Annotated in this window: 29 protein-coding genes; 8 read left to right on the plus strand and 21 right to left on the minus strand. The window is 69.1% G+C overall.

What is annotated here, in order from left to right; all coding sequences use genetic code 11:
* Positions 1–27 precede the first annotated feature (27 nt).
* On the plus strand, positions 28–864 hold the full coding sequence (locus tag AC069H_RS08510; protein ID WP_478231806.1) for a phosphotransferase: 837 nt from the start codon (positions 28–30) through the stop codon (positions 862–864).
* A 60-nt stretch (positions 865–924) separates the two neighbouring features.
* Here AC069H_RS08510 and AC069H_RS08515 read toward each other — a convergent pair whose 3' ends face one another.
* Positions 925–2133 carry a glycosyltransferase gene (locus AC069H_RS08515; protein ID WP_478228608.1) on the minus strand — a complete coding sequence of 403 codons (1209 nt, stop codon included), beginning with the start codon at positions 2131–2133 and terminating at the stop codon, positions 925–927.
* Positions 2134–2243: 110 nt separating this feature from the next.
* A complete protein-coding gene (locus AC069H_RS08520) occupies positions 2244–2981 on the minus strand; it encodes an alpha/beta fold hydrolase (RefSeq protein WP_478231807.1) in 738 nt (245 codons plus the stop codon).
* Here AC069H_RS08520 and AC069H_RS08525 point away from each other — a divergent pair.
* Positions 2980–3522 carry a GNAT family N-acetyltransferase gene (locus AC069H_RS08525; protein WP_478228606.1) on the plus strand — a complete coding sequence of 181 codons (543 nt, stop codon included), beginning with the start codon at positions 2980–2982 and terminating at the stop codon, positions 3520–3522. The genes AC069H_RS08520 and AC069H_RS08525 overlap by 2 nt on opposite strands.
* Before the next feature lies 1 nt (position 3523).
* Here the strand turns inward: AC069H_RS08525 and AC069H_RS08530 are convergent, their stop codons facing one another.
* Entirely contained in the window at positions 3524–3811 is a 288-nt protein-coding gene (locus tag AC069H_RS08530) for a hypothetical protein (RefSeq protein ID WP_478228605.1), read from the minus strand.
* Positions 3812–4018: 207 nt separating this feature from the next.
* Positions 4019–4771, minus strand: a complete 753-nt coding sequence (locus tag AC069H_RS08535; RefSeq protein ID WP_478231808.1) for an AraC family transcriptional regulator — start codon at positions 4769–4771, stop codon at positions 4019–4021.
* Between the two features lie 51 nt (positions 4772–4822).
* Between AC069H_RS08535 and AC069H_RS08540 the strand changes: the two genes are divergently transcribed.
* Positions 4823–5386, plus strand: coding sequence for a class I SAM-dependent methyltransferase (locus AC069H_RS08540; protein WP_478228683.1), 564 nt, complete (start codon positions 4823–4825; stop codon positions 5384–5386).
* A gap of 66 nt (positions 5387–5452) precedes the next feature.
* On the opposite strand, the gene AC069H_RS08545 is transcribed toward AC069H_RS08540, so the two are convergent.
* Positions 5453–6577 carry an alkaline phosphatase family protein gene (locus AC069H_RS08545; protein WP_478228603.1) on the minus strand — a complete coding sequence of 375 codons (1125 nt, stop codon included), beginning with the start codon at positions 6575–6577 and terminating at the stop codon, positions 5453–5455.
* 50 nt (positions 6578–6627) lie between these two features.
* On the opposite strand from AC069H_RS08545, the gene AC069H_RS08550 reads away from it, so the two are divergent.
* Together AC069H_RS08550 and AC069H_RS08555 are read left to right on the plus strand one after the other, a co-directional pair.
* Positions 6628–6840, plus strand: coding sequence for an FmdB family zinc ribbon protein (locus tag AC069H_RS08550; protein WP_038508997.1), 213 nt, complete (start codon positions 6628–6630; stop codon positions 6838–6840).
* Positions 6841–6938: 98 nt separating this feature from the next.
* Positions 6939–7859: a membrane protein gene (locus AC069H_RS08555; RefSeq protein WP_478231809.1), complete on the plus strand. Its 921-nt coding sequence runs from the start codon at positions 6939–6941 to the stop codon at positions 7857–7859.
* A 34-nt stretch (positions 7860–7893) separates the two neighbouring features.
* On the opposite strand, the gene AC069H_RS08560 is transcribed toward AC069H_RS08555, so the two are convergent.
* Positions 7894–8277 carry a DUF6401 family natural product biosynthesis protein gene (locus tag AC069H_RS08560; protein ID WP_478231810.1) on the minus strand — a complete coding sequence of 128 codons (384 nt, stop codon included), beginning with the start codon at positions 8275–8277 and terminating at the stop codon, positions 7894–7896.
* A gap of 60 nt (positions 8278–8337) precedes the next feature.
* Complete coding sequence (locus AC069H_RS08565) at positions 8338–9456, minus strand: trans-sulfuration enzyme family protein (protein ID WP_478228601.1); 1119 nt, start codon at positions 9454–9456, stop codon at positions 8338–8340.
* Positions 9457–9515: 59 nt separating this feature from the next.
* Between AC069H_RS08565 and AC069H_RS08570 the strand changes: the two genes are divergently transcribed.
* Positions 9516–9989: an Lrp/AsnC family transcriptional regulator gene (locus tag AC069H_RS08570; RefSeq protein WP_016336815.1), complete on the plus strand. Its 474-nt coding sequence runs from the start codon at positions 9516–9518 to the stop codon at positions 9987–9989.
* On the opposite strand, the gene AC069H_RS08575 is transcribed toward AC069H_RS08570, so the two are convergent.
* The 9 genes from AC069H_RS08575 to AC069H_RS08615 form a co-directional block, all read right to left on the minus strand.
* The gene (locus AC069H_RS08575; RefSeq protein WP_478231811.1) at positions 9986–10819 is read right to left on the minus strand and encodes a YwqG family protein; all 834 of its coding nucleotides are present in this window, start codon (positions 10817–10819) and stop codon (positions 9986–9988) included. The two genes, AC069H_RS08570 and AC069H_RS08575, sit on opposite strands and share 4 nt — an antisense overlap.
* Before the next feature lie 10 nt (positions 10820–10829).
* Positions 10830–11189 carry a hypothetical protein gene (locus AC069H_RS08580; protein WP_478228599.1) on the minus strand — a complete coding sequence of 120 codons (360 nt, stop codon included), beginning with the start codon at positions 11187–11189 and terminating at the stop codon, positions 10830–10832.
* Positions 11190–11198: 9 nt separating this feature from the next.
* A complete protein-coding gene (locus AC069H_RS08585) occupies positions 11199–12974 on the minus strand; it encodes a 3-hydroxyacyl-CoA dehydrogenase family protein (protein ID WP_478231812.1) in 1776 nt (591 codons plus the stop codon).
* Between the two features lie 207 nt (positions 12975–13181).
* A complete protein-coding gene (dhaM, locus tag AC069H_RS08590) occupies positions 13182–13856 on the minus strand; it encodes a dihydroxyacetone kinase phosphoryl donor subunit DhaM (RefSeq protein WP_478231813.1) in 675 nt (224 codons plus the stop codon).
* A complete protein-coding gene (gene dhaL / locus AC069H_RS08595) occupies positions 13853–14476 on the minus strand; it encodes a dihydroxyacetone kinase subunit DhaL (RefSeq protein WP_478231814.1) in 624 nt (207 codons plus the stop codon). Before dhaL ends, dhaM begins: the two co-directional genes overlap by 4 nt.
* Positions 14476–15477 carry a dihydroxyacetone kinase subunit DhaK gene (dhaK, locus tag AC069H_RS08600; protein ID WP_478228595.1) on the minus strand — a complete coding sequence of 334 codons (1002 nt, stop codon included), beginning with the start codon at positions 15475–15477 and terminating at the stop codon, positions 14476–14478. Before dhaK ends, dhaL begins: the two co-directional genes overlap by 1 nt.
* Before the next feature lie 68 nt (positions 15478–15545).
* Entirely contained in the window at positions 15546–16547 is a 1002-nt protein-coding gene (locus AC069H_RS08605; RefSeq protein WP_478231815.1) for a DUF3558 domain-containing protein, read from the minus strand.
* Between the two features lie 47 nt (positions 16548–16594).
* Positions 16595–16852, minus strand: coding sequence for a hypothetical protein (locus AC069H_RS08610; protein WP_478228593.1), 258 nt, complete (start codon positions 16850–16852; stop codon positions 16595–16597).
* Positions 16853–16862: 10 nt separating this feature from the next.
* The gene (locus AC069H_RS08615) at positions 16863–18560 is read right to left on the minus strand and encodes a sodium:solute symporter family protein (protein ID WP_478228682.1); all 1698 of its coding nucleotides are present in this window, start codon (positions 18558–18560) and stop codon (positions 16863–16865) included.
* Positions 18561–18766: 206 nt separating this feature from the next.
* Between AC069H_RS08615 and AC069H_RS08620 the strand changes: the two genes are divergently transcribed.
* Complete coding sequence (locus AC069H_RS08620; protein ID WP_478231816.1) at positions 18767–19459, plus strand: hypothetical protein; 693 nt, start codon at positions 18767–18769, stop codon at positions 19457–19459.
* Positions 19460–19527: 68 nt separating this feature from the next.
* On the opposite strand, the gene AC069H_RS08625 is transcribed toward AC069H_RS08620, so the two are convergent.
* The 3 genes from AC069H_RS08625 to nucS form a co-directional block, all read right to left on the minus strand.
* Positions 19528–20304 carry a hypothetical protein gene (locus AC069H_RS08625; protein WP_478231817.1) on the minus strand — a complete coding sequence of 259 codons (777 nt, stop codon included), beginning with the start codon at positions 20302–20304 and terminating at the stop codon, positions 19528–19530.
* Positions 20305–20348: 44 nt separating this feature from the next.
* Positions 20349–21308: a patatin-like phospholipase family protein gene (locus AC069H_RS08630; protein WP_478231818.1), complete on the minus strand. Its 960-nt coding sequence runs from the start codon at positions 21306–21308 to the stop codon at positions 20349–20351.
* Between the two features lie 318 nt (positions 21309–21626).
* Positions 21627–22286: an endonuclease NucS gene (gene nucS / locus AC069H_RS08635; RefSeq protein WP_340683735.1), complete on the minus strand. Its 660-nt coding sequence runs from the start codon at positions 22284–22286 to the stop codon at positions 21627–21629.
* Between the two features lie 37 nt (positions 22287–22323).
* Here nucS and AC069H_RS08640 point away from each other — a divergent pair, with 37 nt between their 5' ends.
* Positions 22324–22863: an NUDIX domain-containing protein gene (locus AC069H_RS08640; RefSeq protein ID WP_478228589.1), complete on the plus strand. Its 540-nt coding sequence runs from the start codon at positions 22324–22326 to the stop codon at positions 22861–22863.
* An 82-nt stretch (positions 22864–22945) separates the two neighbouring features.
* Here the strand turns inward: AC069H_RS08640 and AC069H_RS08645 are convergent, their stop codons facing one another.
* Positions 22946–23719, minus strand: coding sequence for an enoyl-CoA hydratase-related protein (locus AC069H_RS08645; protein WP_478228588.1), 774 nt, complete (start codon positions 23717–23719; stop codon positions 22946–22948).
* Entirely contained in the window at positions 23692–24678 is a 987-nt protein-coding gene (locus AC069H_RS08650; protein ID WP_478228587.1) for a GlxA family transcriptional regulator, read from the minus strand. Before AC069H_RS08650 ends, AC069H_RS08645 begins: the two co-directional genes overlap by 28 nt.
* Positions 24679–24748: the final 70 nt, after the last annotated feature.

The following is a 24748-nucleotide window of genomic DNA, read 5'->3' on the forward strand; positions in this document are numbered from 1 at the left end:
GCGCGCACCGGCTGGCAAGATCGCGCCGTGACCGACGAACACACCCGCGCGGGAGTGGCCGCGGCGGTCGCCGTCGGTGCCCGGTACGGGCTCCCGACCGGCACCCCCGATGTCCTGCATTTCAAGTCGAACGTGCTGGTGAGACTGGGTCCGGTGGTGGCGCGGGTGCCCGGCACGACGCGCCTCGCGCGGTCCTCGCCCGAGGACTGGCTCAGACGCGACGTCGAGCTGTCGAAGTACCTCACGGAACGTGGTGTGCTCGTCGTCTCACCCACCACGGATCCCCCGGCAGGACCGCATTTCGCCGACGGCCTCCCGGTCACTCTCTGGCACTACACGCCGCACGAGCCGGGGCACACGCTGTCGCCGCACGAGGTCGCGCTTTCGCTCGCCCGGGTGCACGACGCGCTCGCGGACTACCCCGGTGAACTGCCCGAACTCGGGCCCGTCCGCGAACTCCGGACGTTGCTGGACCGGCATGGTGCCCTCATGGGCGGGGCGGCGCCCCGGTTGTACGACGAACTCGAACGGGTGGCGGCCGCGCTGCCGGACACCGCGGCGCGTCCGTTGCACGGTGACGCCCATCGGGGGAACGTCGTCGCGACGGCGGCCGGGCCGTGCTGGCTCGACTTCGAGGACACCTGGCGCGGGCCGCTCGGCTGGGACCTCGGCGTGCTCTTCGCGGAGGCCGGGCACGCGACGTTGGACGCGTACCCGGCCGATGTGGCGCCCTCGTCGCTGGAGCCGTTCATCGCGTTGCGGCGGTTGTTCGAGGTCCCCTGGCGGTTCGTGATCGCGCGGCGGTTCCCGGAGCGGCTACCGGAGGCAGAAGCCGCCCTGGAGCGCTACTTCTCCCGCAATTAGTCCTCTCGATGCGGTCGTTGGCGATGCGAACTACCGCATTCAGAGGACTAAATGCAGGGGTCAGACGGCGTCCATCAGGAGTTTCGCCGCCACGTCGACGCCGTCCGTCCGCACCTCACCGCCGACCTGACGCGCCCGCGAGGCGACGCCGGGGCGCAGCACCTCGCCCAGAGCGAGGGTCAGCGCTTCGGCGGAGGGCTCCCCGGTGATCGACGTCCCCAGCCCGAGTTCCCCGACGCGCCGCGCGAAGTACGGCTGATCGAACATCTGCGGGACGAGCACCTGCGGCACCTCGGCCCGGGTCGCCGCCGTCGTCGTACCGGCACCGCCGTGATGCACGACCGCCGCGACCCGCGGGAAGAGCGCCTGCTGGTTGACGTCCCCGATGGCGAGGCAGTCGGGTTCGTCGTCGATCGGCGCCAGCTCGGTCCAGCCGCGGAACACGATCGCCCGCCGCCCGTGCGCCCTCGCCGATTCGATCATCGCCTTCGCGATCTCCTCAGGGGCGCGGATACTCCCGAATCCGAAGTAGACCGGGGGCTCGCCGTCGTCGAGGAACGCCTCCAGTTCCGGGGACAACGGACTGTGGTCAGGCAGGATCCAGGCGCCGGTCTGGTGCACGTCGAGCGCCGACGGTCCCCGCCACGGCGCCAGCACCGGATCGGCGGCCAGCCACGGACGCTCGGTGAAGACATGCCCGCGGACGTCGTCGACGGGCGGGAGACCGAGCATTTTCCGCTGCGCGTTCAGCACCCCGCCCCAGTGCTCGTTCCATCGTCGTGCGTCGTCGGCCCACAAGGCCGGGATGGCGGCGTCGGGATTCTCCGGCGCCCATCCCGCGAAAACGGGCGGACGATGGTGTAATGAAGGCAGCGTTATCGGGCAGTATGCGGTGAAGAAATAGGGAATTCCTTTTCGCTCGGCCACCGAATGGGCGGCGATGTTCAAGGCCATTCCCGCGACGACGGCGTCGCAGTCTTCGGCCACCTCCGGCATCGTCTCGAATTGGCCGACGACCATGGCCTCGGCCATCGCGCGCCGCCCCTCGGGTGTGGCCATCGCCTTGGTCATGGCGGAATCCGGCTTCGCGGTCGACCGGAGTTCCGGCCCCAGCGAAGCGAAAGAGATCCCGAGACCTTCGGCCCAGTCACGGAAATCGGGCGGTGCGCAAAGCCGGACTTCCTGGCCGAGTTCCCGCAATCGCACCGCCAAGGCCGCCAGTGGCTGCACCTCACCCCTCGTCCCGATAGTGGACAGGAGTACACGCATGGGAATCCCCCTTCGGCAAAACGTGAAGGCACGAATTGTGGACCGGGAATGGGGGCTTGCCGCAAGCCCCGGGGTCCGCTATACCTTGGAAGGGGCGAGGGAAACGTTTCTTAAGCGGGGTACCAGCCCAAGATCGCTTCGACGACTCCGGCCGGATCCTCCAGCGGTGTCAGATGCCCGGCCTCGGGAAGCACGACCAAGGTCGCGTCCGGCAGCGTTTCCACCAGGATGTTCGCTTCCTCCAGCGGAGTCAGGCCGTCCTCTTCGCCGACCACGACCAGCGCCGGCACGTCCGCCGAGCGCAGCGTTTCGAGCGAATCGGGCCGCGCCGCCATCGCGCGCGCCGCCCACGCGACACCGGACGGAGGCTGCGTCGTGATCAGTTCGCGAAGTCGTTCTGCCACCTCCGGACGGGCCTTTTCGGCGAGCAATCCGGGTGTGACGGCCTCGGGCATCCAGCCGGTGCCTTCCGCTTCCACCCTGGCCGCGACATCGTGCCGGGTCCGCACGGCCTCGGGAGTGTCGGCCGTCGCCTTCGTGTCGATGAACACGAGGCCGCCCACCCGTTCCGGCGCCAGGCGCAGCACCGCCATCGTCAGGTAGCCGCCCATCGAGCAGCCGCCGAGGACGACCTTGTCGAGGCCGAGCCGGTCGAGCAGTGCCACGACGTCGCGCGCGGCGTCGGCCAGATCCGGCTCCCGGTCGGTCTCGGGCAGCGGACTGCGGCCGAGGCCGCGCTGGTCGGGCGTGATCAGCCGCAGGCGTTCCGAGAGCGGCGCGCGGACCGCGTCCCACATGCGGGCGTCGACGGGGAAGGCGTGCAGCAGGACCAGTGGGAGAGCGTTCATGGCGGCAATTCTGTCGCACCCTGGCGCTACCGTCAGATCCGTGCTGACAGAGATCAAGACGGAGAGGCTGCTGCTGCGGAGGCTGCGCGAGGCGGATCGCGAGAACATCGTCGCGCTGCAGGCCGATCCGGAGACGAACAGGTTCAACCCGGAGCCGCACACCGTCGACGGTGCGAACGAGCTTTACGACGCCTGGATGAAGCAATGGGCCGAGCACGGGTTCGGCTATCTCACGGTGTCCGCTTTGGACGATCCGGAGACGATCCTCGGCTTCGGCGGCGTCCGGTATCACGAACGGAACGGCGAGCGCGTGCTGAACCTCGCGTACCGCTTCTGGCCGTTCACCTGGGGCAAGGGCTACGCCACGGAGATGGCGGCCGCCGTCGTCGCATGGGCGGAGCGGGAGATCCCCGACGTGCCGGTGATCGCCAACATCATGGTGTCCAACAAACCTTCGATCCGGGTCGCCGAGCGGCTCGGTTTCACGATCCACACGGAGGAGGAATTCGCGGGCGAACCTTCACTGCACCTGCGGCGCTGAATCACCAGCGGCCAGGGCGGCGGCGGGACCGCGCGCCCCAGCACGCCTTGTGCCAATGGCGGCGGTCGGCGACCCCGCCGGTGTCGTCGGCGGGCCAGGCGACCACATGCGGGGTTCCCTGCCGGATCTCGTGATCGCAACCGGGGCAGCGATAGTCCTTGGTGGCGTGTGCGCCGGGCACGGTGCTTACCAGCCAGTCGCCGTCGGCGGCGGATTCGGAGCGCGCCCAGCCGGTCGACGCGCCGAGGTCAGGGCGTCCACCGCGTTCGGGCCGGTTACGTCGTGGCACGCCGAAACGGTATACGGCGAGGTGCCGTGTGATCCCGCTCGCTCGACGTTTGGATACGGAGCGCGTGGCGGTTTCGCGTGATCAGCGGGACAACACGCTGAGATCCCTGTGCCGCGGGTTGCCATCCATCCGATCACGCGTGTCGTCCGCCGGATCATGCGTGACTGAAGGCGGATCTCGCGTGACTGAAGGCGGATCACGCCACGGTCAGCCGCCGAAGTAAGCGCCCGGCGTCACACCGACCGCGCGGCGGAAGGCGGCGACGAACGCGCTCGGCGAGGAGTAGCCGATCCGGCGGGAGACCGCGGTCAGCGGCATGCCCTCGGCCAGCAGCGGCAAGGACGCGCGCAGCCGTGCCTGCACGCGCCACGCGCCGAACGTCGTACGGCATTCGGTGAGGAACAGGCGCGCGAGCGTGCGTTCGCTCGCGCCCGCGTCGCGGGCGAAGTCCGCGAGGCCGCGGCGGTCCGCCGGATCGGCGATCACCGCTCGCGCGACGGTCAGCGCACGTCCGTCCGACGGCATCGGCACGGTGATCGGCACGACGTCCACCGGTTCGAGCAGATCGAAGGCGACGGCCTCGGCCCGGCGGCGCGCGTCGTCGCCGAGGTCGGCGGCGCCGAGGTGCTCCAGCAGTTCCCGCAGCAGCGGGCGGACGGCGACGAGCGTCGGTTCGGGCCAGCGCACCGGGCAGCGGACCCGGGCGGCGTAGATCCCCCGCAGCACGGTTTGCGCGGTGGCGCCGGTTCGGTGGACGACACCTGCCGGGATCCAGAGCGCCCGTGTCGGCGGCAGCACCCAGTGCCGCTCACCGACGTTCACGCTCAAGATCCCCCGGGCCGCCCAGGCGAGCTGGTGGCCGTCGTGCTCGTGCCATGGGAGCCAGGTGCCCGCGGGCAGATCCATCTCGCCGAGCACCATCGCCGTCGACATCGGTGGCAGGAGTCCGATTTGCGACATCACTTGGCAGCCTATCGCCTACCGGTCATGGCTAGCTTCGGGTTCATGCCGATGAACCTGGTGCACCGCAAACTCTGCAGTTCCGCGCTGTGGGCGAAGGCCGTCGCCCACGAGATGCCGGGCAACGTCGCCGGCTTCGACCTCGGCGACTCCGTACTGGAGATCGGCCCGGGCTTCGGCGCGACCACGCGCGCGCTCGTCGGGCTCGTTCCCCGGCTCACGGCCGTCGAGATCGACGAAGCGTCGGCGGACCTCCTCAAACGGGAGTTCGACGGCCGGGTGCGGATCGTCCAGGGCGACGGAGCGGCGTTGCCCTTCGAGGACGGCGAGTTCTCGGCGGTCGTCTGTTTCACGATGCTGCACCACGTGCCGACGACGGCGTTGCAGGACGCGATCTTCGCCGAGGCGTTCCGCGTGCTCCGCCCCGGCGGCGTTCTGCGCGCGATCGACAGCCTGGAGAGTCTGCCGTTCCGGCTGCTCCACATCGGCGACACGATGAACGCCCTCGACCCGGTTTCGCTCTGGCCCCGGCTCACCGACGCCGGGTTCACCGACATCAAGGTCGACCACGTGCCCAAGCGCTCCGTGAAGTTCTCGGCCAGGAAGCCCGCCTGACGCATTTGGTCCTCTGAATGCGGTCCTTGCGTGTGCAACTACCGCATTCAGAGGACTAAATGCGGGTCAACGGCGCGCGAGGACCAACGGGACGAGTTGTTCGGCCGGGGTCAGCGAGCCGTGCTGGCCGACCAAGGAGGACTCGACGGCCTCGGCCAGTTCCCGCACGAGCCCGAACCGTCCCTTCGACGCCACGACCACGTCGCCGATACGCGGGCGCACCCGGTCGGAGACGGGCCCGAACCAGCCCGCCTCGATGGCCTCGTCGCGCGGGAGGATCCACGCCCGGTCACCGATGACCTCGCTCCAGGCGGCCAGGACGTCGGCCTCCGCACCCGGTTCGCTGTAGACGTGCCGTGCCCGGACCTCGCCCCCGATCGCCCGGACGCCGCCGAGCAGCGCGGGGGTCTCGTCGATGTCGAGCGCACCCTCGACCGTCACCATGCCGTGGTCGGCCACGACGGCGAGGAGCGCACCGGGTGACAATCCGTCCACAATGGACTCCACCAGCCTGTCGACCTGCCGCAGCTGCATCCGCCACGGCGCCGAACCCGGCCCGTAGATGTGGCCGAGCATGTCGAGTTCGCTGTGGTAGCCCCAGCAGAACGCCGGCCGCATTTCGAGGCAGTGCAGGACACAGGCGGCGAGGTCGCCGAGCGCGTGGACACCCACGTAACGCGCACCGGACTGCGTCGCGCGGGTGAGCGCGGTGTCGGCGAACTTCGCCGAAGACACCACGCTCGTCGTGATCCCGGCGGCCGCCGCGCGTTCGAACGTCGTCGGCAGCGGCTGCACCTCGCGCGGCGGCAGCGCGCCGCGGAGATCGCCGCCGTCCACATGGCTGCTCCAGCGCAGCGCGTTCAGGACGCCGGTGCCCGGCACCTCGAAGCTGTAGCCGACCAGTCCGTGCTCCCCCGACGCCAGCCCGGTGCCGATCGCGCCGAGACCGGCCGCCGTCGTCGCCGGGAAACCGACCCGCAGCGGCGACTTCGCCAGCTGGGTGAGCACGGGCGCGTCGGCGGCGTGCTCGGCCAGCAGTTCCCAGCCGAGACCGTCGATGAGCAGGACGCAGGCACTGGACGCCTCCGCCAGGCTCAGGGAGTTCACGAACCCGTCGGCGCCGAGGGCGGAGAGCACGGACGGGACGACTTGGCCGAGGTGCGGCACATGCGCCGCGACAGGCAGTTCCACCCGGCCAGCTTGCCATCCCGGAGGCCGGAAGGAGATGGGATAATGCCGGCATGCCGACTTACGCCTACCGCTGCCGCGAATGCGCCGGAACCTTCGAACTGCTGCGGCCGATGAGCGAGTCCGGTGCGCCCGCGCCGTGCCCGGAGGGCCACCAGGACACCGTCAAACTGCTGACGACCGTCGCGCTGACCGGGTCGGCCTCCGGTCCCGCCCCTGTTCCCGCAGGTGGAGGCGGTTGCTGCGGAGGCGGCTGCTGCAGTTGACCCACCCGTTCGGGTGGCGCAACGTGTGATCGCCCGAACGGCGGGTACCCCCTTCCCACCAGTCTGGAAGCTCCAGTGGTGGGAAGGGAGAAAGTCCAGTGGCCACATCAGCACTGGCGGCCGTCGACTTCGGTCAGGGCGTGTCGAGCGCCTGGAGTTCGGTCGCCACCTTCGTCCCGAAACTGCTCGCGTTCCTGGTCATCCTGTTCATCGGCTGGCTGATCGCCAAGGCGCTCTCGAAGGCCGTGAGCATGGTGCTCGAGAAGGTCGGGTTCAACCGGCTCCTCGAACGCGGGGGCTTCAAGCAGATGCTCGCGCGCAGCCAGTTCGACGCGTCGAGCATCATCAGCAAGATCGTCTACTACGCGATCCTGCTGATCGCCCTGCAGTTCGCGTTCGGCGTGTTCGGTCCGAACCCGGTGAGCGCGCTGCTCAACGACATCGTCGCGTGGCTGCCGCGCGCCATCGTCGCGATCGTCATCGTGGTGATCGCCGGCGCGGTCGCCAAGGCGGTCAAGGACCTGATCGGCAACGCCCTCGGCGGTGTCTCCTACGGCAAGGTGCTCGCCACCATCGCCTCGGTGTTCATCTGGGGCCTCGGCGCGATCGCCGCGCTGAACCAGATCGGCGTGGCCACCGCGGTCACGATGCCGGTGCTGATCACCGTGCTCGCCACGGTCGGCGGGATCGCAGTCGTCGGTGTCGGTGGTGGTCTCATCAAGCCGATGCAGCAGCGCTGGGAGACCTGGCTCGGCCGGGCCGAGGCGGAGATCCCCGCCGCGAAGGCGCAGGCCGAGGCCTACCAGCGCGGTCGCGAGGACGCCGGCCGCTCGGGTGAGGTGCCTGCCGAGCGGACGACGGTCCACCAGCCGGTGTCCGCCGGGCATCACGCCGCGAACCCGAACGCGCCGACTCAGCACCAGCAGTTCCCGCCCAGCCAGGGTCAGATGCCCCAGCACCAGGATCCCGGCCAGCGGCCCCCCGGTGGAAACATGCCCCCTCCGCCGGAGTACCGCTGACCTTCCACGGGAGCGGGTGGGGCGTCCGGCCGCCCTACCCGTTCCCGGTCGGCTGGGTCCGCCGGTCGTCCATCGAGGCGGCCAGCGAACACACGCCGACCAGCCGCGCGGTCATCCAGTCGCTGGTGGTCCAGGCGGGCAGATCGGCCGGGATGCGGAACGTCCACCCCTTGGCCTTCGCCTCGTCGAGCAGCCCGCGCGTGTAGCCGGCGAGAAGGACGACCCCGGCGACCGCCGCCGAACCTTCGACCCCCGCCGCGAGGATGTCCCGCACCGCGGCGGAGTGCTGATCGAAGACGGCCGACAGCCCGGGCACGGCCGCCGCCGCGGCGAGCCCGGCCACACCGATCTGCTGGTGCAGCCGGGAAAGCGTGCTACGAGCCGAAGATTCCACCCAGGACGAGACCAGATCTTTCACCCGACCAGGTTAGCCAGGCCGGACGATTTGTCGACATCCCGGTGATGACGATCGCAGAATTCAGCAAGACTTGAGGGCCTGATCCAGGTCGTGCCACAGGTCCTCGACGTCCTCCAGTCCCACCGACATGCGGATGAGCCGGTCGGTGACCCCCGCGCCGCGCCGGTCGTCCTCGGCGACGATCCGGTGGCTGATCGAGGCGGGATGCTGGATGAGCGAATCCACACTGCCGAGGCTGACGGCCGGGGTGATCAGCCGGACCGCGCCGATGAGCGCGTGCGGATCGCCCTCGACCTCGAACGCGATCAACGGACCACCGACGGCCGGGTAGTGCACGGCACTCACGTTCGCGTGGCCGCGAAGCCGCTCGACGAGTTCGGCGGCCGTCGCGGACGCGGCGTTGACGCGCAGCGGAAGAGTCGAGAGGCCGCGAAGCAGCATGTACCCGGCGAGCGGGTGCAGCACGCCTCCGGTGGCGAAGCGGATCTGCCGCAGCATCCCCGCGTCTTCGGCACTGCAAGCGACCACGCCGCCCATGACGTCGCCGTGCCCGCCGAGGAACTTGGTCGCGCTGTGCAGGACGAATCGGGCACCGTGGCGCCCCGGCCGCTGGAGCACGGGAGTCGCGAAGGTGTTGTCGACCAGCACCGGGACCTCGCCCGCGGCACGCACGATCTCGGCGATGTCGACCTCGCGCAGGGTCGGGTTCGCGGGGGTTTCGAGCAGCACCAACCCGGTGTCGGGCCGCAGCGCCGACGCGACGCCTTCCGGATCGGCCCAGGTCACCTCGGTACCGAGCAGACCGGACGTGAGCATGTGATCGGTGCAGCCGTAGACAGGCCGGACGGCGACGACATGCCGTTTGCCCTGCGCGACGGCGGCGAGCAGCGACGCCGAGACCGCGGCCATGCCGGTGGCGAACGCGACGGCGTCGTCGAATCCTTCGAGTTCGGCCAGCGCCTTCTCGAAGCGTTCGACGGTCGGGTTGCTCAGCCGCCCGTAGACCGGGAGCCCGGACAGTGATCCCGAGGCGGCGAATTCGTCGATGCGGCCCGCCTCCTCGACGCTGTCCCGCGACGGGTAGGTCGTGGACAGGTCGAGCGGAGCGGCGTGGACGCCGAGGTCCGTGAGATCGTCACGGCCGGCGTGGACGGCTCGGGTGCGCAGCGTTGCGGTCATACTCCAGATAGTGCGATTTTCTTCGGATTGTCCGCAATATCCTCGGATATCATTCGCTGATGTCGGATTCCGTCGAACTGAGTACGGTTGATCTTCGAATTCTGCGGCTCTTGCAGAACGACGCCCGGATCTCGAACAAGGATCTGGCGGCCGAAGTCGGCGTCGCGCCCTCGACCTGTCTCGATCGCGTCAACCGGCTGCGCGAGCTCGGGGTGATCATCGGCCAGCGCGCCGAGGTGGACGCGGCCAAGCTCGGCCGCCCGCTCGAAGCGCTCCTGTTCGTGCAGGTCCGTCCGCACCGGCGCGCGCTGGTCGATTCGTTCGTCGAGCATCTGCTCGCCCTGCCCGAGGTCCGCGCCGTCTACCACCTGACCGGCCCGGACGACTTCCTCGCGCACGTCGCCACCGCTTCGGCGACCGAGCTGCAACGGCTGGTGCTCGACGAACTGACCGCCCGCGACGAGGTCGCCCGGGTGCACACGAACCTGGTCTTCCAGCACTGGAGCGGGGGACCTTTGCTACCGCCCGGCTAATCGATCCGGACCTTGAAGGGATGCGTGACGTCGGTCGGGCACGTGAAGACGTTCAGCACCCCCTGGCGGTGGAAGGACCAGCCCGCCGCCTCGCCCTCGGCGACCTCGCATCCGCAGCCGACCTCGTGCTCCTCCGAGGCCAGCGCGATCGTCTGGCGCAGGTCGGCGCCGCACTCCCGGCAGCCCAGCTCGTGCCGATCGGTCGCGTCCCAGGCGGTCCAGCCGCCGATCTTCGAGTACTGGTCCAGCTCCGGCCAGCCCTCCGGGTCGTCGCCCGCGCCCTCGGGAATGCCGAGCGCGGCGCGGGTCTCCGCCGGGAAGTCGCAGAGCCGGGGCAGCTCGTCGATCGAGCACGGTTCGAAAACGCAGGGATCCGGCACGTAGGCGGCTTCGGCGTTCTCGGGGGCCGGAGGCGGGTCCGCGATGTCCCGCACCTCGCCCGCGTCACGCCAGACCAGCCGGACCGCGGGCCCCTGCTGGTGCGGGCTGTCGTGGTCCATCGGGCAGAACAGGATCTGCAGGACGTCGGTGCCCTCCGGGAAGGGCAGCTCCGGGAAGTCGTCGCGGAAGAACTGCGCCGCGACGACCATCGCCGGGACCGGCTCGTCGAGCGGATGCCCGCCCGTCCACGCGTCGTCGGACGCGTCCGGGTCGGGCGGCCAGGTCACCGGGCACTCCGGCCACGGCTCGTCCGACGGCCAGAGCAGCGGGCCGCCGAAGTGGCTTTCGTCCGGACCGGGGACTCCCGGCGCGGGATGCAGCCGGATGGCCGTCCGGACCAGGTCGTTCAGACCGGGGATGGGCACCCCGTCGTAGGTGAGCTGACGCACTCCCGGGAGCTTAGAGGTCCGGGAGCGGATCTTCAGGTTTTGCCTGCATGATCTCGGCATCGGCGGCGTGCACGACGGAGATGTACTCGTCGTCGATCTCGTAGTCGACGCCGTTGAACTTGAACCACGGGACGGTCGACGTGTCGACCGGTCCGATCCGGTGATTCCGCAGTGTCGTCGCGACCACCCGTTTCGGGGTCTTCCGGCTCAGGTACCCGGTGGTGAGGACCGTGATCGTCTTGCGGGTCACCGCGAAGAACACGCTGGGATTGGTACTGCCGAAGATGTCGGCCGGGAACACGTAGTGGATCTCGTCGTCCGGATCGAGGAGCTCCTTGATCCGCTTCCTGACCCCCGAGGAAACCGGCATGCCACCAAGTTACCGGGCCGAGTAGTCCTTGAACCCCTTTCCGGTCTTCCGGCCGAGCCGTCCGGCGGTCACGAGGTGTTCCAGCAGCGGCGCGGGCGCGAAGCCCTCTTCGCGGAACTCGTTGAACAGAGTCCGCTGGATCGCCAGGGAGACGTCCAGCCCGACGACGTCGAGCAGTTCGAACGGGCCCATCGGCAGGCCGCAACCCACCTTCATCGCGGTGTCGATGTCGTCGGCTTCCGCGTAGTGCGCCTCGAGCATCTTCACCGCGTCGTTCAGGTACGGGAACAGCAGCGCGTTGACGATGAACCCGGCCCGGTCGCCGCAGTGCACGGGGTGCTTGCCCACGGCCGCGCAGACGGCGTCGACCGTCGCGATCACGTCGGGCGCGGTGGCGATGGTCGAGACGACCTCGACGAGTTTCATCACCGGCGCCGGATTGAAGAAGTGCACGCCGACCACGTCCGAAGGCCGCGAGGTGGCGGCCGCGCATTCGATGACCGGCAGGGACGACGTGGTCGTCGCCAGGACCGCGCCCGGCTTCACGACGTCGTCGAGCGCGGCGAAGACCGCCTGCTTGACGGCCAGGTCTTCGGCCACCGCCTCGACCACGAGGTCGACGTCGGCCAGTTCCTCGAACTCCACCGCCGGCGAGATCCGGCCCAGCGCGGCGGCGGCGTCTTCCTCGGACAGCTTGCCCTTGACGACGGCCTTGTCCAGCGACTTCTTCACCCGCGCGACCGACGCCGCGGCCTTCTCCGCGCTCCGCGCCCGCAGGATGACCTCGTAACCGCGTTTCGCGAACACCTCGACGATGCCCGTCGCCATGGTCCCGGTCCCTACGACGCCTACCTTGCGCACCTCACGAGGCGCCACGCTGTCCACTGTGGACTTCGTGACCGCGTCGGTCACCGTCGGCGAATCGGGCTCGTCGTAGGTGTAGAAACCCCGGCCGGTCTTCCGGCCGAGCAGTCCGGCGGTGATCATCTGCTTCAGCAGCGGCGCCGGCGCGTGCAGCCGGTTGCGCGACTGGTGGTACATCGTGTCGAGGATCTCGTACGCGGTGTCCAGCCCGATGAGGTCGAGCAAAGCCAAGGGCCCCATGGGATACCCGCAGCCGAACCGCATCGCCGCGTCGAGATCCTCGCGCGTGGCGTAGCGCTGCTCGTACATCCGCACGGCGTGGTTGAGGTACCCGAAGAGCAGGGCGTTGGCGATGAACCCGGCGCGGTCGCCGATCACCACCGGGGTCTTGCCGAGGCGTTCGGCGAACGCGACGACGTCGGTGACCACCTCGGGTTCGGTGACGACGGTGCGGACGATCTCGACCAGCTTGAGGATCGGCGCCGGGTTGAAGAAGTGCATCCCGACGACCTTGCCCGGCCGCGCGGTGTGCACGCCGATCTCGGTGATCGACAGGGAGGAGGTGTTCGAGACGAAGATCGTGTCCGGGCCGGTGATCTTGTCCAGCTGGGCGAACACGTCGGATTTCGCTTCGAGGTTCTCCGGGATCGCCTCGATCACCAGGTCCACATCGGACAGTTCGGTCAGCGACGTGGTGTATCGGATCCGGTCCAGCAGCGCGCTCCGGCCGTCGGCGTCGAGTTTGCCGCCGGTCACCGCCCGTTCGGTCGAATGCTCCAGATGGCCCCGGCCACGCTGAACGCCGTCGTCGTCGATCTCCACCGCGACGACGGACACGCCGCTCCGCGCGAGCACCTCGGCGATCCCGGCACCCATGGTACCGAGACCGATGACTCCCACACTCGAGATTTCCCGCGCCACAACCGGCCTCCGGAGGTTACTCGCTGGTAGTTTCTCCGATCGTGCCATGCCAGGGCGCGGAAAGCAGCGGCTGTCACCCTCCGAATCGAGTAAGTGTCACTCGCGGACGAAGGCCGAAGGGAACGTTTTGCGGCCCCACATGCCGTGAAGGCCTCCTTCCCTACCCTCAGAGTAGGCAAGGAGGCCTTCACGGCATGAGACGTCAGCTCACTCGCCGAAGTTCTGGTCCACGAGATCTTTGACCTTGGCGAGCGCTTCCTCGGCCTGCGCCCCCTTCGCCCGGACCTCGATCCGGTCACCCTGACGAGCGCCGAGCGCCATCAGCGCGAGCACGCTGTTGGCGTCCGCGGTCTCGTCGCCGAGCCGCACGGTGACCTGCGCGTCCAGCCCCGCGATACTGCGGACCAGGACCGCGGCGGGCCGCGCGTGCAGTCCGACGTCGTTCCGCAGCGTGAGTTCGACACTGCTCTCGCCGTCCTGCGTACCTTCGTCGAACGTCAGGTCCGGTGGCGCGCCCGACGCCGCGGCCGCTTCGGCGACGGCCTTGCGGTCCGCCCCGCCCTGCGCCGCGACGGCGGCGGCGATCGCGCCTTCGACCAGCGGCGCGTCCACGACGACCGCGGCCGACGGATCGGCGAGCGATTCGACGGCCAGTTCCGCGGTCATCTGCGCGCTGCCCAGGTCGTACAGCAGGACGACGCCCGATCCCGACTCGGCGCGCTGTGTCGCGGCGACGACCTCGTCGTAATCCGTGCCGATCCCGCCGTCGGCCAGGCCGCCCGCCGCCGCGATGGTGACGTCCGGCGCCATCTGCGCGGCGAGTTCCGCGAGCCCTTCGGCGAGTTTGGCGCTGTGGGAGACGAGCACGATTCCGACGCTCACTTGGCGGCCTCCGCGAACGCGCGCAGCAGTAGCGCCGTCGAACGGGCACCGGGATCCATATGCCCGATCGCCCGCTCGCCGAGGTACGAGGCCCTGCCTTTGCGCGGCACAAGCTCCACAGTGGACTCGGCGCCCTTGTCCGCGGCGTCCGCCGCCGCGGTCAGGATCTCCGCGATGCCGGATCCGGAGGCTTCCTCGGCGGCGGAGACGGCGGGGATCAGGGCGTCGACCATGGTCGCGTCTCCCCCGACGGCCTTGCCTCGCGCCTGCACCCCTTCGAGTGCCGCGCGCAGGGCCTCGACGAGCAGCGGACCGTCCACTTCGGCCGCGTCGCCCAGCTTGACCGACGCGCGCAGGAAAGCCGTGCCGTACAACGGTCCAGCCGCGCCGCCGACCTTCGAGATCAGCGTCGTGGCGGCGAGCTTCGCGACCGCGGCGGGGGTTTCGGGGACGGCGGTGTCCAAAGCGGACACGATGGCGGTGAACCCCCGGTCCATGTTCTCGCCGTGGTCGGCGTCGCCGATCGCGCGGTCGAGTTCGATCAGCTCGACCCGATGCTCGGCGATCACCACGGCCGCCGCCCGCAAGGCGGCGGCGAGCGTCTCGGCGGTGCAGGCCATCAGACTCCCCACCTCAGGGCCGGGGTGTTCACCGGCGCGTCCCACAACTCGGTCAGCTCGTCGTCCAGTTTCAGCAACGTCAGGCTCATCCCCTGCATCTCGAGGCTGGTGATGTACGGCCCCACCAGCCGCCGTTCGACCACGATCCCACGCTCGGCCAGCAGCCGCTCGGCGATCCCGTGGGCCAGGTACAGCTCGACCAGCGGGGTCCCGCCCATCGAGTTCGTGAACAGCAGGACCTTGTCGCCCTCGGCGAAGGGCAGATCCGTGACCACCGCTTCGACCATGCGCGCGACGAGTTCGTCGGCCGTCATCACGGCGGTCCGTTCGATACCGGGTTCGCCGTGGATGCCGATGCCGAACTCGATTTCGTCGTCGGCGAGGTCGAAACTCGGCTCGCCCGCGTGCGGCACGGTCGGCGCGGTGAGCGCGACCCCGATCGACCGGACCTGGCCGATCACCTTGCGCGCCAAGGCCTCCACCGCGTCGAGCGAGTCGCCTCGTTCGGCGGCGGCACCGGTGATCTTCTCCAGCAGTACCGTGCCGCCGACCCCGCGACGGCCGGCGGTGTAGGTGGAGTCCTTGACCGCGACGTCGTCGTCGATCACCACGCTGCGCACGTCCAGCCCTTCGGCGGCGGCGAGTTCCGCGGCGGTCTCGAAGTTGAGCACATCGCCGGTGTAGTTCTTCACGATCAGCAACGCGCCCGCGTCCCCGGTGGTGGCCTTGACCGCGGCCTCCACGGCGTCCGGCGTCGGCGAGGTGAACACCGCGCCCGGGACGGCGGCCGCGAGCATGCCCTGCCCGACGAAGCCACCGTGCAGCGGTTCGTGCCCGGAGCCGCCGCCGGAGATCACCGCGACCTTGCCCGCCACGGGCGCGTCCACCCGCACCACGAGCGCCGGGTCGTCCTCCACGCGCAGGACGTCCGCGTGCGCCGCGGCGAGGCCGCGCAGGGATTCCGCGACCACCGTCTTCGGGTCGTTGATGATCTTCTTCAAGGGTGGCCTCCGGCCGTCGGCGGGTGGGGTGTCCCCTTCCTACCTCGCCCGGCCGGATGCCGCCAGCGTCAGGGCTTCGGCAGCTTGGAGATCACCGATTTGGCGACCTTGGCCGCCTTGCCGCACGACGCCGCTTCGTCCTTCTTCTCGTCGTAGTTCTTGTAGTTGACGCTGACGATTTCGACCTCGTCGTCCGCCCACGGTTTGTGCTGCCACTCGAGCTTGCACTCGGCGTCGCTGCCGCTGCCGACCTTCTGGTACACGGCGACGCCGTCGATGTCGATCTTCTTGTTCCCGTCGCGTTCCGCCGGCGGAAGGGCGCGGCGGAAGCCGATCGAGATCCGCGGATTGGAGCCCGGTGTCCAGTCACAGAAGTGGAAGGAGTTCAGCGTGGCGGCGCCGTGCGGCACCACCTCGTTGAGGACGGCGGTATCGGCGGCGGTGCACGGATCGACACCGGTGAGCGTGCCCGCGACGGCCGGGTACTTCGCCGGTGACGCGTGCAGGCTCTTCACGGCCTTCGCGGCCACCGCACGGCCTGTCGCGCACGGGTCGCCGCCGTCGTAGGTGACCGAGAAGTTGATCCCGCGCTCGGGCTTGCGCAGGGTCATGATGCCGACGTCGCAGGTCTTTCCGTCCTTGTCCTTCCGCTCGATCTGCGGCAGCCCGTCGACCGCCGAAACGGTGACGCCGTTGATCGAGGAGTAGATCGACGCGCCGATCTCGACCCTGACCGTGAGTGCCTTGCCGCCGGCGTCCACGGCCTTCGCCCGGCAGGTGCCGAACGAGCTGAGGTTCGCCGTCGGGTCCTCCGGCGTGCCGAGGCCGCCCATGACTTCCTTGCTCACCAGCCCGCACGGGTCGATCGTGCGCAGCACCGCGGGGGTGACCGCCGGATCGTTGATGTCCCCGTCGGGCACCGAGCCGTTACCGGAGCCGGGTTCGGCGGCGACGGTGGTGCGGGCGAAGTTGGACTTGCCGAGGTTCTGACCGCAGGCCGACACCGCGCCGAGCGCGGCCACCAGGGCCAGCACGGACGCGATCCGGCGACGTCGAGCGTTGAACAGCACGAAGTGCACGGTAGCCGGAGCCCCTCGCCGGTGTCCGGACAACCCGGCTATTCCCCGTCCTCGGTGCTGGGCGGCACCACGATGGGCCGCAGCTTCGCCCACAGCACGAACAGCGCCGCGAACACCAGCATGCCGATGCCCGCCCACAGGTTGATGTTGACGTCGGCGGCCTTGGTCAGCTCCTCGTCGGTGGTGAACCAGAGGCCCATGATCGTGAGCACCAGCCCGTAGCCGCCGATGAGCAGGGCGATGATCAGCCGGATGTCGAAGACGCCGGCCTTCTTGGGAGCTTGCGACGCAGCCATCTCCGGCCTCCTAGAAGATGATGTTGAGCACGATGGTCAGGATCAGCACGATGCCCGCGAGCAGTCCCGGCTTGCGGTACCAGCCCGCGTCGTCGCCGGTCTCGTCGTGCTTCAGCGACTCCTTCGGGGTGAGGGAGTACACGAGGCCGACCAGCTGGGCCTCCGGCTTCGGCGCGGTGGCGAGCGAGACCCCGACGCTGACCGCGATGTCGACGACGAACGCGGTACCGGCGGCCACGAAGCTGATGCCCTGCCCGGTGAGCCCGAGGACCCCGGCCTGCGACAGCAGCCACACGGTGATCGCGGAGGCGGTACCGGACACCAGGCCGACCCAGCCCGCCGTCGGCGTCATCCGCTTCCAGAACATGCCGAGGATGAAGGTGGCGAACAGCGGCGCGTTGAAGAAGGAGAACAGATCCTGCAGATAGGTCAGGATGTTCCCGGAGTTCGACGCGATGAACGCGGTGCCGATCGCGAGCACGGTGCCGATGGCGGTGACCAGGCGGCCGAGCCGGAGGTAGTAGCCGTCCGACTCGTTCTTCTTCACGTACGACTGCCAGATGTCGTAGGTGAACACGGTGTTGAACGAGCTCAGGTTCGCGGCCATCCCGGCCATGAACGAGGCGAGCAGACCGGCGAGCGCGACCCCGAGCATGCCGTTGGGCAGCAGGTCGCGCATCAGCAGCAGGATGGCGTTGTTCGCGGTCACGCCGCTCGGCGCGTCGCCGCCGTCGAGCAGTACCTGCTTGTCCTGGACGTACTCGGAAACGGTGACCGCGGCGATCATGCCGGGGATGATCACGATGAACGGGATCAGCATCTTCGGGAAGGCGCCGATGATCGGCGTCCGCCGCGCGGCCGACATGCTCTTCGACGCCATCGCGCGCTGGACCTCGACGAAGTTCGTGGTCCAGTAACCGAAGGACAGCACGAAACCGAGACCGAAGACGAGACCGAGGACCGACAGGAAGCTGTTGCCGAAGCCGGTGAGGTTGTCACCCGGCCACGAGTGCAGCTGCGCTTCGCCGCCGGGGCTCGCGGTGACCTTGTCGACAAGGCCCTGCCACCCGCCGACCTTCACCAGGCCGACGATGGTCAGCGGCAGCAGCGCCGCGACGATCACGAAGAACTGCAGGACCTCGTTGTAGATCGCGGCGGAGAGGCCGCCGAGCGCGGTGTAGGAGAGCACGACCGCGGCCGCGACGATGATCGACACCCACAGCGGCCAGCCGAGCAGGAGGTTCACCACGCTGGCGAGCAGGAACAGGTTCGCGCCCGCGATGAGGATCTGCGCGCTCGCGAAGCTGATGCCGTTGACCAGGTGGGCGGGTTTGCCGAACCGGCGGAGCATGAACTCCGGGACACTTCGGACCTTCGAGCCGTAGTAGAACGGCATCATCACGATGCCGAGGAACAGCATCGCCGGGATCGCGCCGATCCAGAAGTAGTGGACCGTCGGCAGGCCGTAGAGCACGCCGTTGGCCGACATGCCCATGATCTCGACCGCGCCGAGGTTCGCCGAGATGAAGGCGAGACCGGTGACCCAGGCGGGCAGCGAGCGGCCGGAGAGGAAGAAGTCGAGGCTGCTCGAGACCGACCTTCGCGCCATGTACCCGATGCCGAGCACCAGTGCGAAATAGAAGGCGAGCAGGACGTAGTCGATCGGACTTGCGTCGAGCCGCAGGTTCGCATCGGCCAGCACGTGCAACCGACCCACCTCCATAGTGAAAATGTCCACGAGAAACGCCGGTATCGCGTCAATCGCGGACCATACTGCATGGATTCAGGAGCGGCAGTACGGGTGGGCGGCGACCGCCCTGACGTGTCTGTTTCGGGTCAATTCTTGACAATTCCTGTCCGATCAGCGGCAGAACTGCCGTCCCGGCGCCGCGGCACATCCGGTTGGCTGCCTCGATGGACTGGACTCTTGTCGAGCGCGCGTCCTGGATCGCGGGCATCGTCAGCGCCTTGCTGGCGGTCATCGCGGCCTGGCTGGCATACCGGGCCACCAAGGGGACGACCCGCGATCTCGCGCTGCTCATCTCCGCGGCCACGGACAAACCCGAGGTGCTGGAGCGAGTGGAAGCCGCCGCACGGGAGCGGGTCGAGACCATCAGGCAGCGGGTGCGCGCCGTACTGGCCACGACAACCTCGGCAGCGGGGTTTCTCGCCGCCGCCGGCGTGATCGCGCTCGTGCTGGCATCCTTGCCGGATCACGTGCGGACCACGGTCGCGGGTGGCGACGCACCCCGGACGGTGCAGGAGTGCCCGAACGCGGGCGAAGCGACGTTATGCGCACCGATGCACATCTACGAACTGGCTCCCGGTGGGAAGGTCGAGACCCGGTTCGCGGGAGTCCACCGGCCGTCGAAACGAGGTACCGGCATGCTGTCCGTCGAACTGCCCGATTGCGAGGCGGAGGTGCGGTGGCACGTCTCGGTCGGCGGCGCGGTGGCCGCCGAGGCCGTCTCCCGCGACAGCCTGGTGCGCGTCGAGTTCCCCGTGGCGAGCGACCAGGGGTACACGTTCACGGCGGAACGTCCCGCCGGCTCGGGCTGTCCCGGAACCGAGCTGCGAGTGCGGACCGGGATCACCTTCGACCGTTAGGACGCAGCACGAAAAGGGCCGCTCCGGGCTTCCGCCGGGAACGGCCCTTTCCCGTGACCGGTGGGGGTTTACCGGTCCGTGGGCAGGCCTACTTCGCCGTCCTCCTCGATCAACCGGGCGAGGACGTCGTCCGGCAGGTACGTGCGGTGCGGGTAGCCCGAGCCCCACGAGTTGAGGAACGGCACGGCGCCGAGTTCGTCGGCACGCGGGTTGCCCAGGACCTCGTGCACCTCGTCGACCGTCTTCGCCCAGCGATAGGCCTGGATGCCGTTCTTGACGTCGGGCGTGTAGGCGGCCCGCTTGACGTGGTCGTCGTCCGTGTAGGTCTCGGACCACGGGACGTGGCCCAGTTCGAGCAGGACCTCGGCCGCCGCGCGGACGGACGTGCCGTTGTTGTCGCCGGGGTTGGTCTCGCCCCATTCGTCACGGAGCTTCGACTGGTCCCACAGCCACCGCGCGGCGTACAGGTCGCCGTTGAACATCGTCATGCAGCGCGACCAGCCGAAGCCGACGCAGGCGCCTTCCTTGCCCTGGTCGTAGAAGGCGTACTGGGTGTCACCGTCGGTCGATTCACCGGGTTCGAGGCAGACGCAGTGCCCGCCGCGGATCCTCGTGAGCGATTTCGCTCCGCCTTTCGCGACGAAGAACTCGCCGGACTTCTCGTCCTTCTCCGGTACGTCGAATTCCTTGTACCAGTTGACACCGATGACGACCGGCGACCGGGTGGGCCGGTCCTCGGTGGCCAGCGCGGTCAGCGGATAGCGCTCGACGTGGCGCCAGTCGTCCGGGACGAACCGGCCGAGGCGGCCGTCCGCCGGGTCGCTGCCGATCGGGCGATAACGCATGGGATCCTCCTATCCCTCATCCCACCGGAATACCGCCGGCGAGTTCACTGCGGCACAATCTTTTCCAGAAACCGCCGCGCGGCCTCCCGCCCGCTTTCGAAGAGGCGCTTCTTCTCCTCTTCGCCGAGCCCGAAGTCGACGGCGGAAACCCCGGTCGTGTCGACGTACACCGTCCGCCGGTTCACACCTTCCTCGTGCAACCGGTAACGATTCCAGTCCGACAGCAGGGTTTCGAGCGAACCGATGGCGATCCGCAACGCGCTCTTCACCGGTTTGTCGTTGCCGCCCGCGGGTTCCCCGGACAGCTTCACGCCCCAGGTCGGCCACCTCGGCTTCTTCGCGTCGGTCCGGTCGAAGACGGTGATCGGGAAGTTCGACAGCAGGCCGCCGTCGACCCACGTGACGGTCCCCTCGGGGTGGACGTCGAACTGCACCGGCCGGAAATAGAGCGGGATCGACATCGACGCGCGGACGGCGTCGACGATTTTCTCCGCACCGGGATCGCGGCCGTACTGGGAATAGTCCCAAGGCAACCGGACGAGCACGCGACGGGTCAGGTCACTGACGTGGACGACGAGGGAATACCGTTGGTACGGAAGCAAAGCACCCTCGGGATCCTCGATGGCGAGATCGGCGAAGGTGCGCACTCCGACCTCTTCCAGCAACGGCGTGAGCCATTCGGTGAGATACTCACCGGAGTGCATCCCGTCGTGCAGGAGCAGATCGACGCCGTCGCCGATCGGGCCGGTGACCTTGTCGAGCGACTGATCCTGAAAACGGCGGCAGTCCAAGTCGTTCATCACCGCTTCCAGACCACCGAGATCCTTGCCCGCCTTCTGATACGCGGCGACCAGTGTCGCGACGATCGCGCCCGCGCTCGTCCCGGCGATCCGGGGAAACGAATAACCGGCTTCGTGCAACTCCAGCACCGCGCCCAGCAGCCCGATACCTTTGACGCCGCCGCCTTCCAGCACGAGATCGACGTTCTTCCGAGAATCAGCCATGGCACATCACCCCTGCACCCGCGACCGCCGCATGTCGGCGATACCCCTCGCGGAAATCGAGTGTGACACAGCGCGAGACCGGGCAATCCGGCGTTCACCCGAATGGCACAGAAATAGCTGGTTCTTTTGCAGGAGAACGCGAGTTCGTTAATTTCTCGCCGCCCTTTTGGGCATTCTGTGGCGCGAGAAAGAATACAGATACAAATCGAAGGACTCGATTCGATATCGGCTGTTCGCCGCGAGGAGCCGACGCGAGTAGTCCTCTGAATGCGGTGGTTGCGCGTTCAACTACCGCATCCAGAGGACTACTCGCGAAACTCAGAAGAGGCGGAACTCGTCCGATTCGATGCCGCGCAACGCGTCGTAGTCCAGCGTGAGGCACCGGATCCCCCGGTCCTCGGCCAGCACCCGCGCCTGCGGCTTGATGATCTGCGCCGCGAAGACGCCCTGCACCGGCGCCAGCAGCGGGTCGCGGTTGAGCAGTTCCAGGTACCGCGTCAGCTGCTCGACGCCGTCGATCTCGCCACGCCGCTTGATCTCGACGGCGACACTGGCCCCGTCGGCGTCGCGGGCCATGATGTCGACCGGCCCGATCGCGGTCGGGAACTCCCGCCGCACCAGGGTGTAGCCCTCACCGAGGGTCTTGATGTGCTCGGCGAGCAGTTCCTGAAGGTGCGCCTCGACACCGTCCTTCTGCAGTCCCGGTTCCGCGCCGAGTTCCTGGGGGTGGTCGTGGAAGATCTCGTCGATCGTGATGACGAGCTTCTCCCCCTGCTTGTTCTCGACGATCCACAGCTTGCCGTCCTCGATCAGCCAGCACGGCGGGCTCATCCAGTTCAGCGGCTTGTAGGCGCGGTCGTCCGAATGCACGGACACCGAGCCGTCGGCCTTCACGAGCAGCAGCCGGGTGGCCATCGGCAGATGGGCGGTCAGACGGCCGGCGTAGTCGACCTGGCAGCGAGCGATCACAAGGCGCACCCCGCGAGGGTAGGACAAGCACGGCGATACTGTGCGCATGGACCCCGTTCAGCGTGTCAGCTCCCGCGAGGTGTACCGGAACAACTGGATGACCCTGCGCGAGGACGCCATCCGGCGGCTCGACGGTTCCGAGGGGATCTACGCCGTCGTCGACAAACCCACCTGTGCCGTGGTGATCCCGTTCGACGGGGCCCGGTTTCACCTGGTCGAACAGTTCCGCTACCCGGTCGGGATGCGGCGCTGGGAGTTCCCGATGGGCACCGCGCCCGAGCTGGCCGACGTCCCGCCGCTCGAACTCGCCGCCCGCGAACTGCGGGAGGAGACCGGGCTGATCGCGGGCTCGATGGCCGACCTCGGCAAGACCGACGTCGCGCCCGGGTTTTCGAGCCAGCGCGGGCACGTGTTCCTCGCCACCGATCTCACGCAGGGTGAAGCCCAGCGCGAGGTCGAGGAGCAGGACATGCGGACGGCGTGGTTCGAGCGCGGGGAGTTCGAGAAGATGATCGCTTCGGGCGACATCACCGACTCACAGACGCTGGCCGCCTACACACTTCTGCTCATGCGCGAGCGACTCTGACCCCCACCCGCGCGTGCCATGAAGGGGCCTTTCATAGCAAATTTTGCTATGAAAGCGTCCTTCATGGCACGCCCAGCGTGGCTCAGTCGGGCCACACCGGGGAACGCTTCTCCAGGAAGGCCGCCATCCCCTCACGTGCACCGGGCAGCTGCGAAGCCGAAGCCATCACCTCCAGCGCCAGCGCGTAGGCATCGGCCTCGGGCCGGTCCAGCTGCGCGTAGAGGGTCTGCTTGCCCATCGCCTTGCTGGCCCGGCTCCCCCGCGTCGCACGTCCGAGCAGCGAAGCGACGGCCTCGTCCAGCGAGTCGTCCGGCACGACGCGGTTCACCAGGCCCCAGTCCAGTGCGGTCGCGGCGTCGACGACGTCGCCGGTGAGTGCCAGCTCCATCAGGCGTTTCCGCCCGATCGCGCGCGCCACCGGCACCGCGGGCGTGTGACAGAACCAGCCGCCCTTGCCACCGGGAAGGGCGAACCCGGCGGACTCCGCGGCGACGGCGAGGTCGCACGAGGCAACCAGCTGGCAGCCCGCGGCGGTCGCGAGCCCGTGCACCCGCGCGACGACGACCTGTGGGACGGACCGCATCGTGCCCATCAGATCCGTGCACAGCCGCAGCAGCTCGCGCACGCCCATCAGGTCGCGCGCGGCGACGTCGCCGAAGTCGTGTCCCGCCGAGAACACCGGCCCGGCGCCCGCCAGGACGATCCCGGTGGCGTCGGTGTCCCCGGCCTCGCGGAACGCCGCGACGAGCTCGGCGAGGTGGTCCGCCGACAGCGAGTTCCGCCGCGCGGCGCGGTTCATGGTGATCGTGACGGTGTCGCCGTCCCGCTTCACGAGGATGTGCTCGTACTCGGCCATGCTTCGACGGTAACCGACCGGAACGTCCGGCGATACGAATCGGGCCCGACACCGACGTCGGCACGGAGCCTTCGCCGCAGGTTGGCGGCGGTGCCGAGGCCGGAACGCTGCGCGACCCGCTCGACCGGGAGCTCGGTGGTCTCCAGCAGCCGCCGCGCGAGCCGCACCCGCTGCGCGCGCAGCCACCGCCCCGGTGTCACGCCGGTGGCCGCCGCGAACTCGCGATGGAAGGTCCGCTCGCTCAGCCCGGCGTGACCGACGAGGTCGTCGACGCCGATGTCGTCGGCGATCCGCTCCAGCGCCCAGTCCATTGTGGACGACACGCTCGGCCTCGACGGCTTGGGCGGCAACGGGTTGTCGACGTACTGCCGCTGGCCACCTTCCCTCGCGGGCGGCATCACCAGCCGCCGGGCGAGGGCGGCGGCGACCTCGGCGCCGTGCTCGCGGCGCACCAGATGCAGGCAGAGATCCAGCCCGCCGACCACCCCGGCGGAGGTCAGGACGTCGCCCTCGTCGGTGAACAGGACGTCCCGCTGGACGACGGCGTCGCGAGCGGCGGCTTCGAGATCGTCCAGCAGCCGCCAGTGCGTGGTGACGGAGCGGCCGTCGAGCAACCCGGCCGCGGCTAGCGTGAAGGCCCCGGAGCACAGCGACGCCACGGTGATCCCCGCCCGGTGCGCCTTGCGCAGCGCGGCGACGGCGGCCGCGGGCACCCCGGCGTGCGGGTCAACCCGGCCGGGCACGAGGACGAGATCACAGCCCGCCAGCCCGCTCAGCCCATGGGTGGCCTCGATCCGGCCGAACGGATGGACGGCGATCGAGCCGCGGCCGGACGCGCAGAGCCGGACCTCGAAGGGACCGATACCGCTGTCGGTCCGGTCCACGCCCCAGACCTCGCCGATCACACCCAGATCGAAAGACCGGCTGCCCGGCAGGAGGAGCACACCCACGGTTCGCATGGCAGGAAAGTACCGCATCGCGCTTCGTCTGCCACTCCCCGACGACGGCGGAACGCGTGAAACTCGACGC

The organism is Amycolatopsis sp. NPDC043887 (assembly GCF_056435665.1).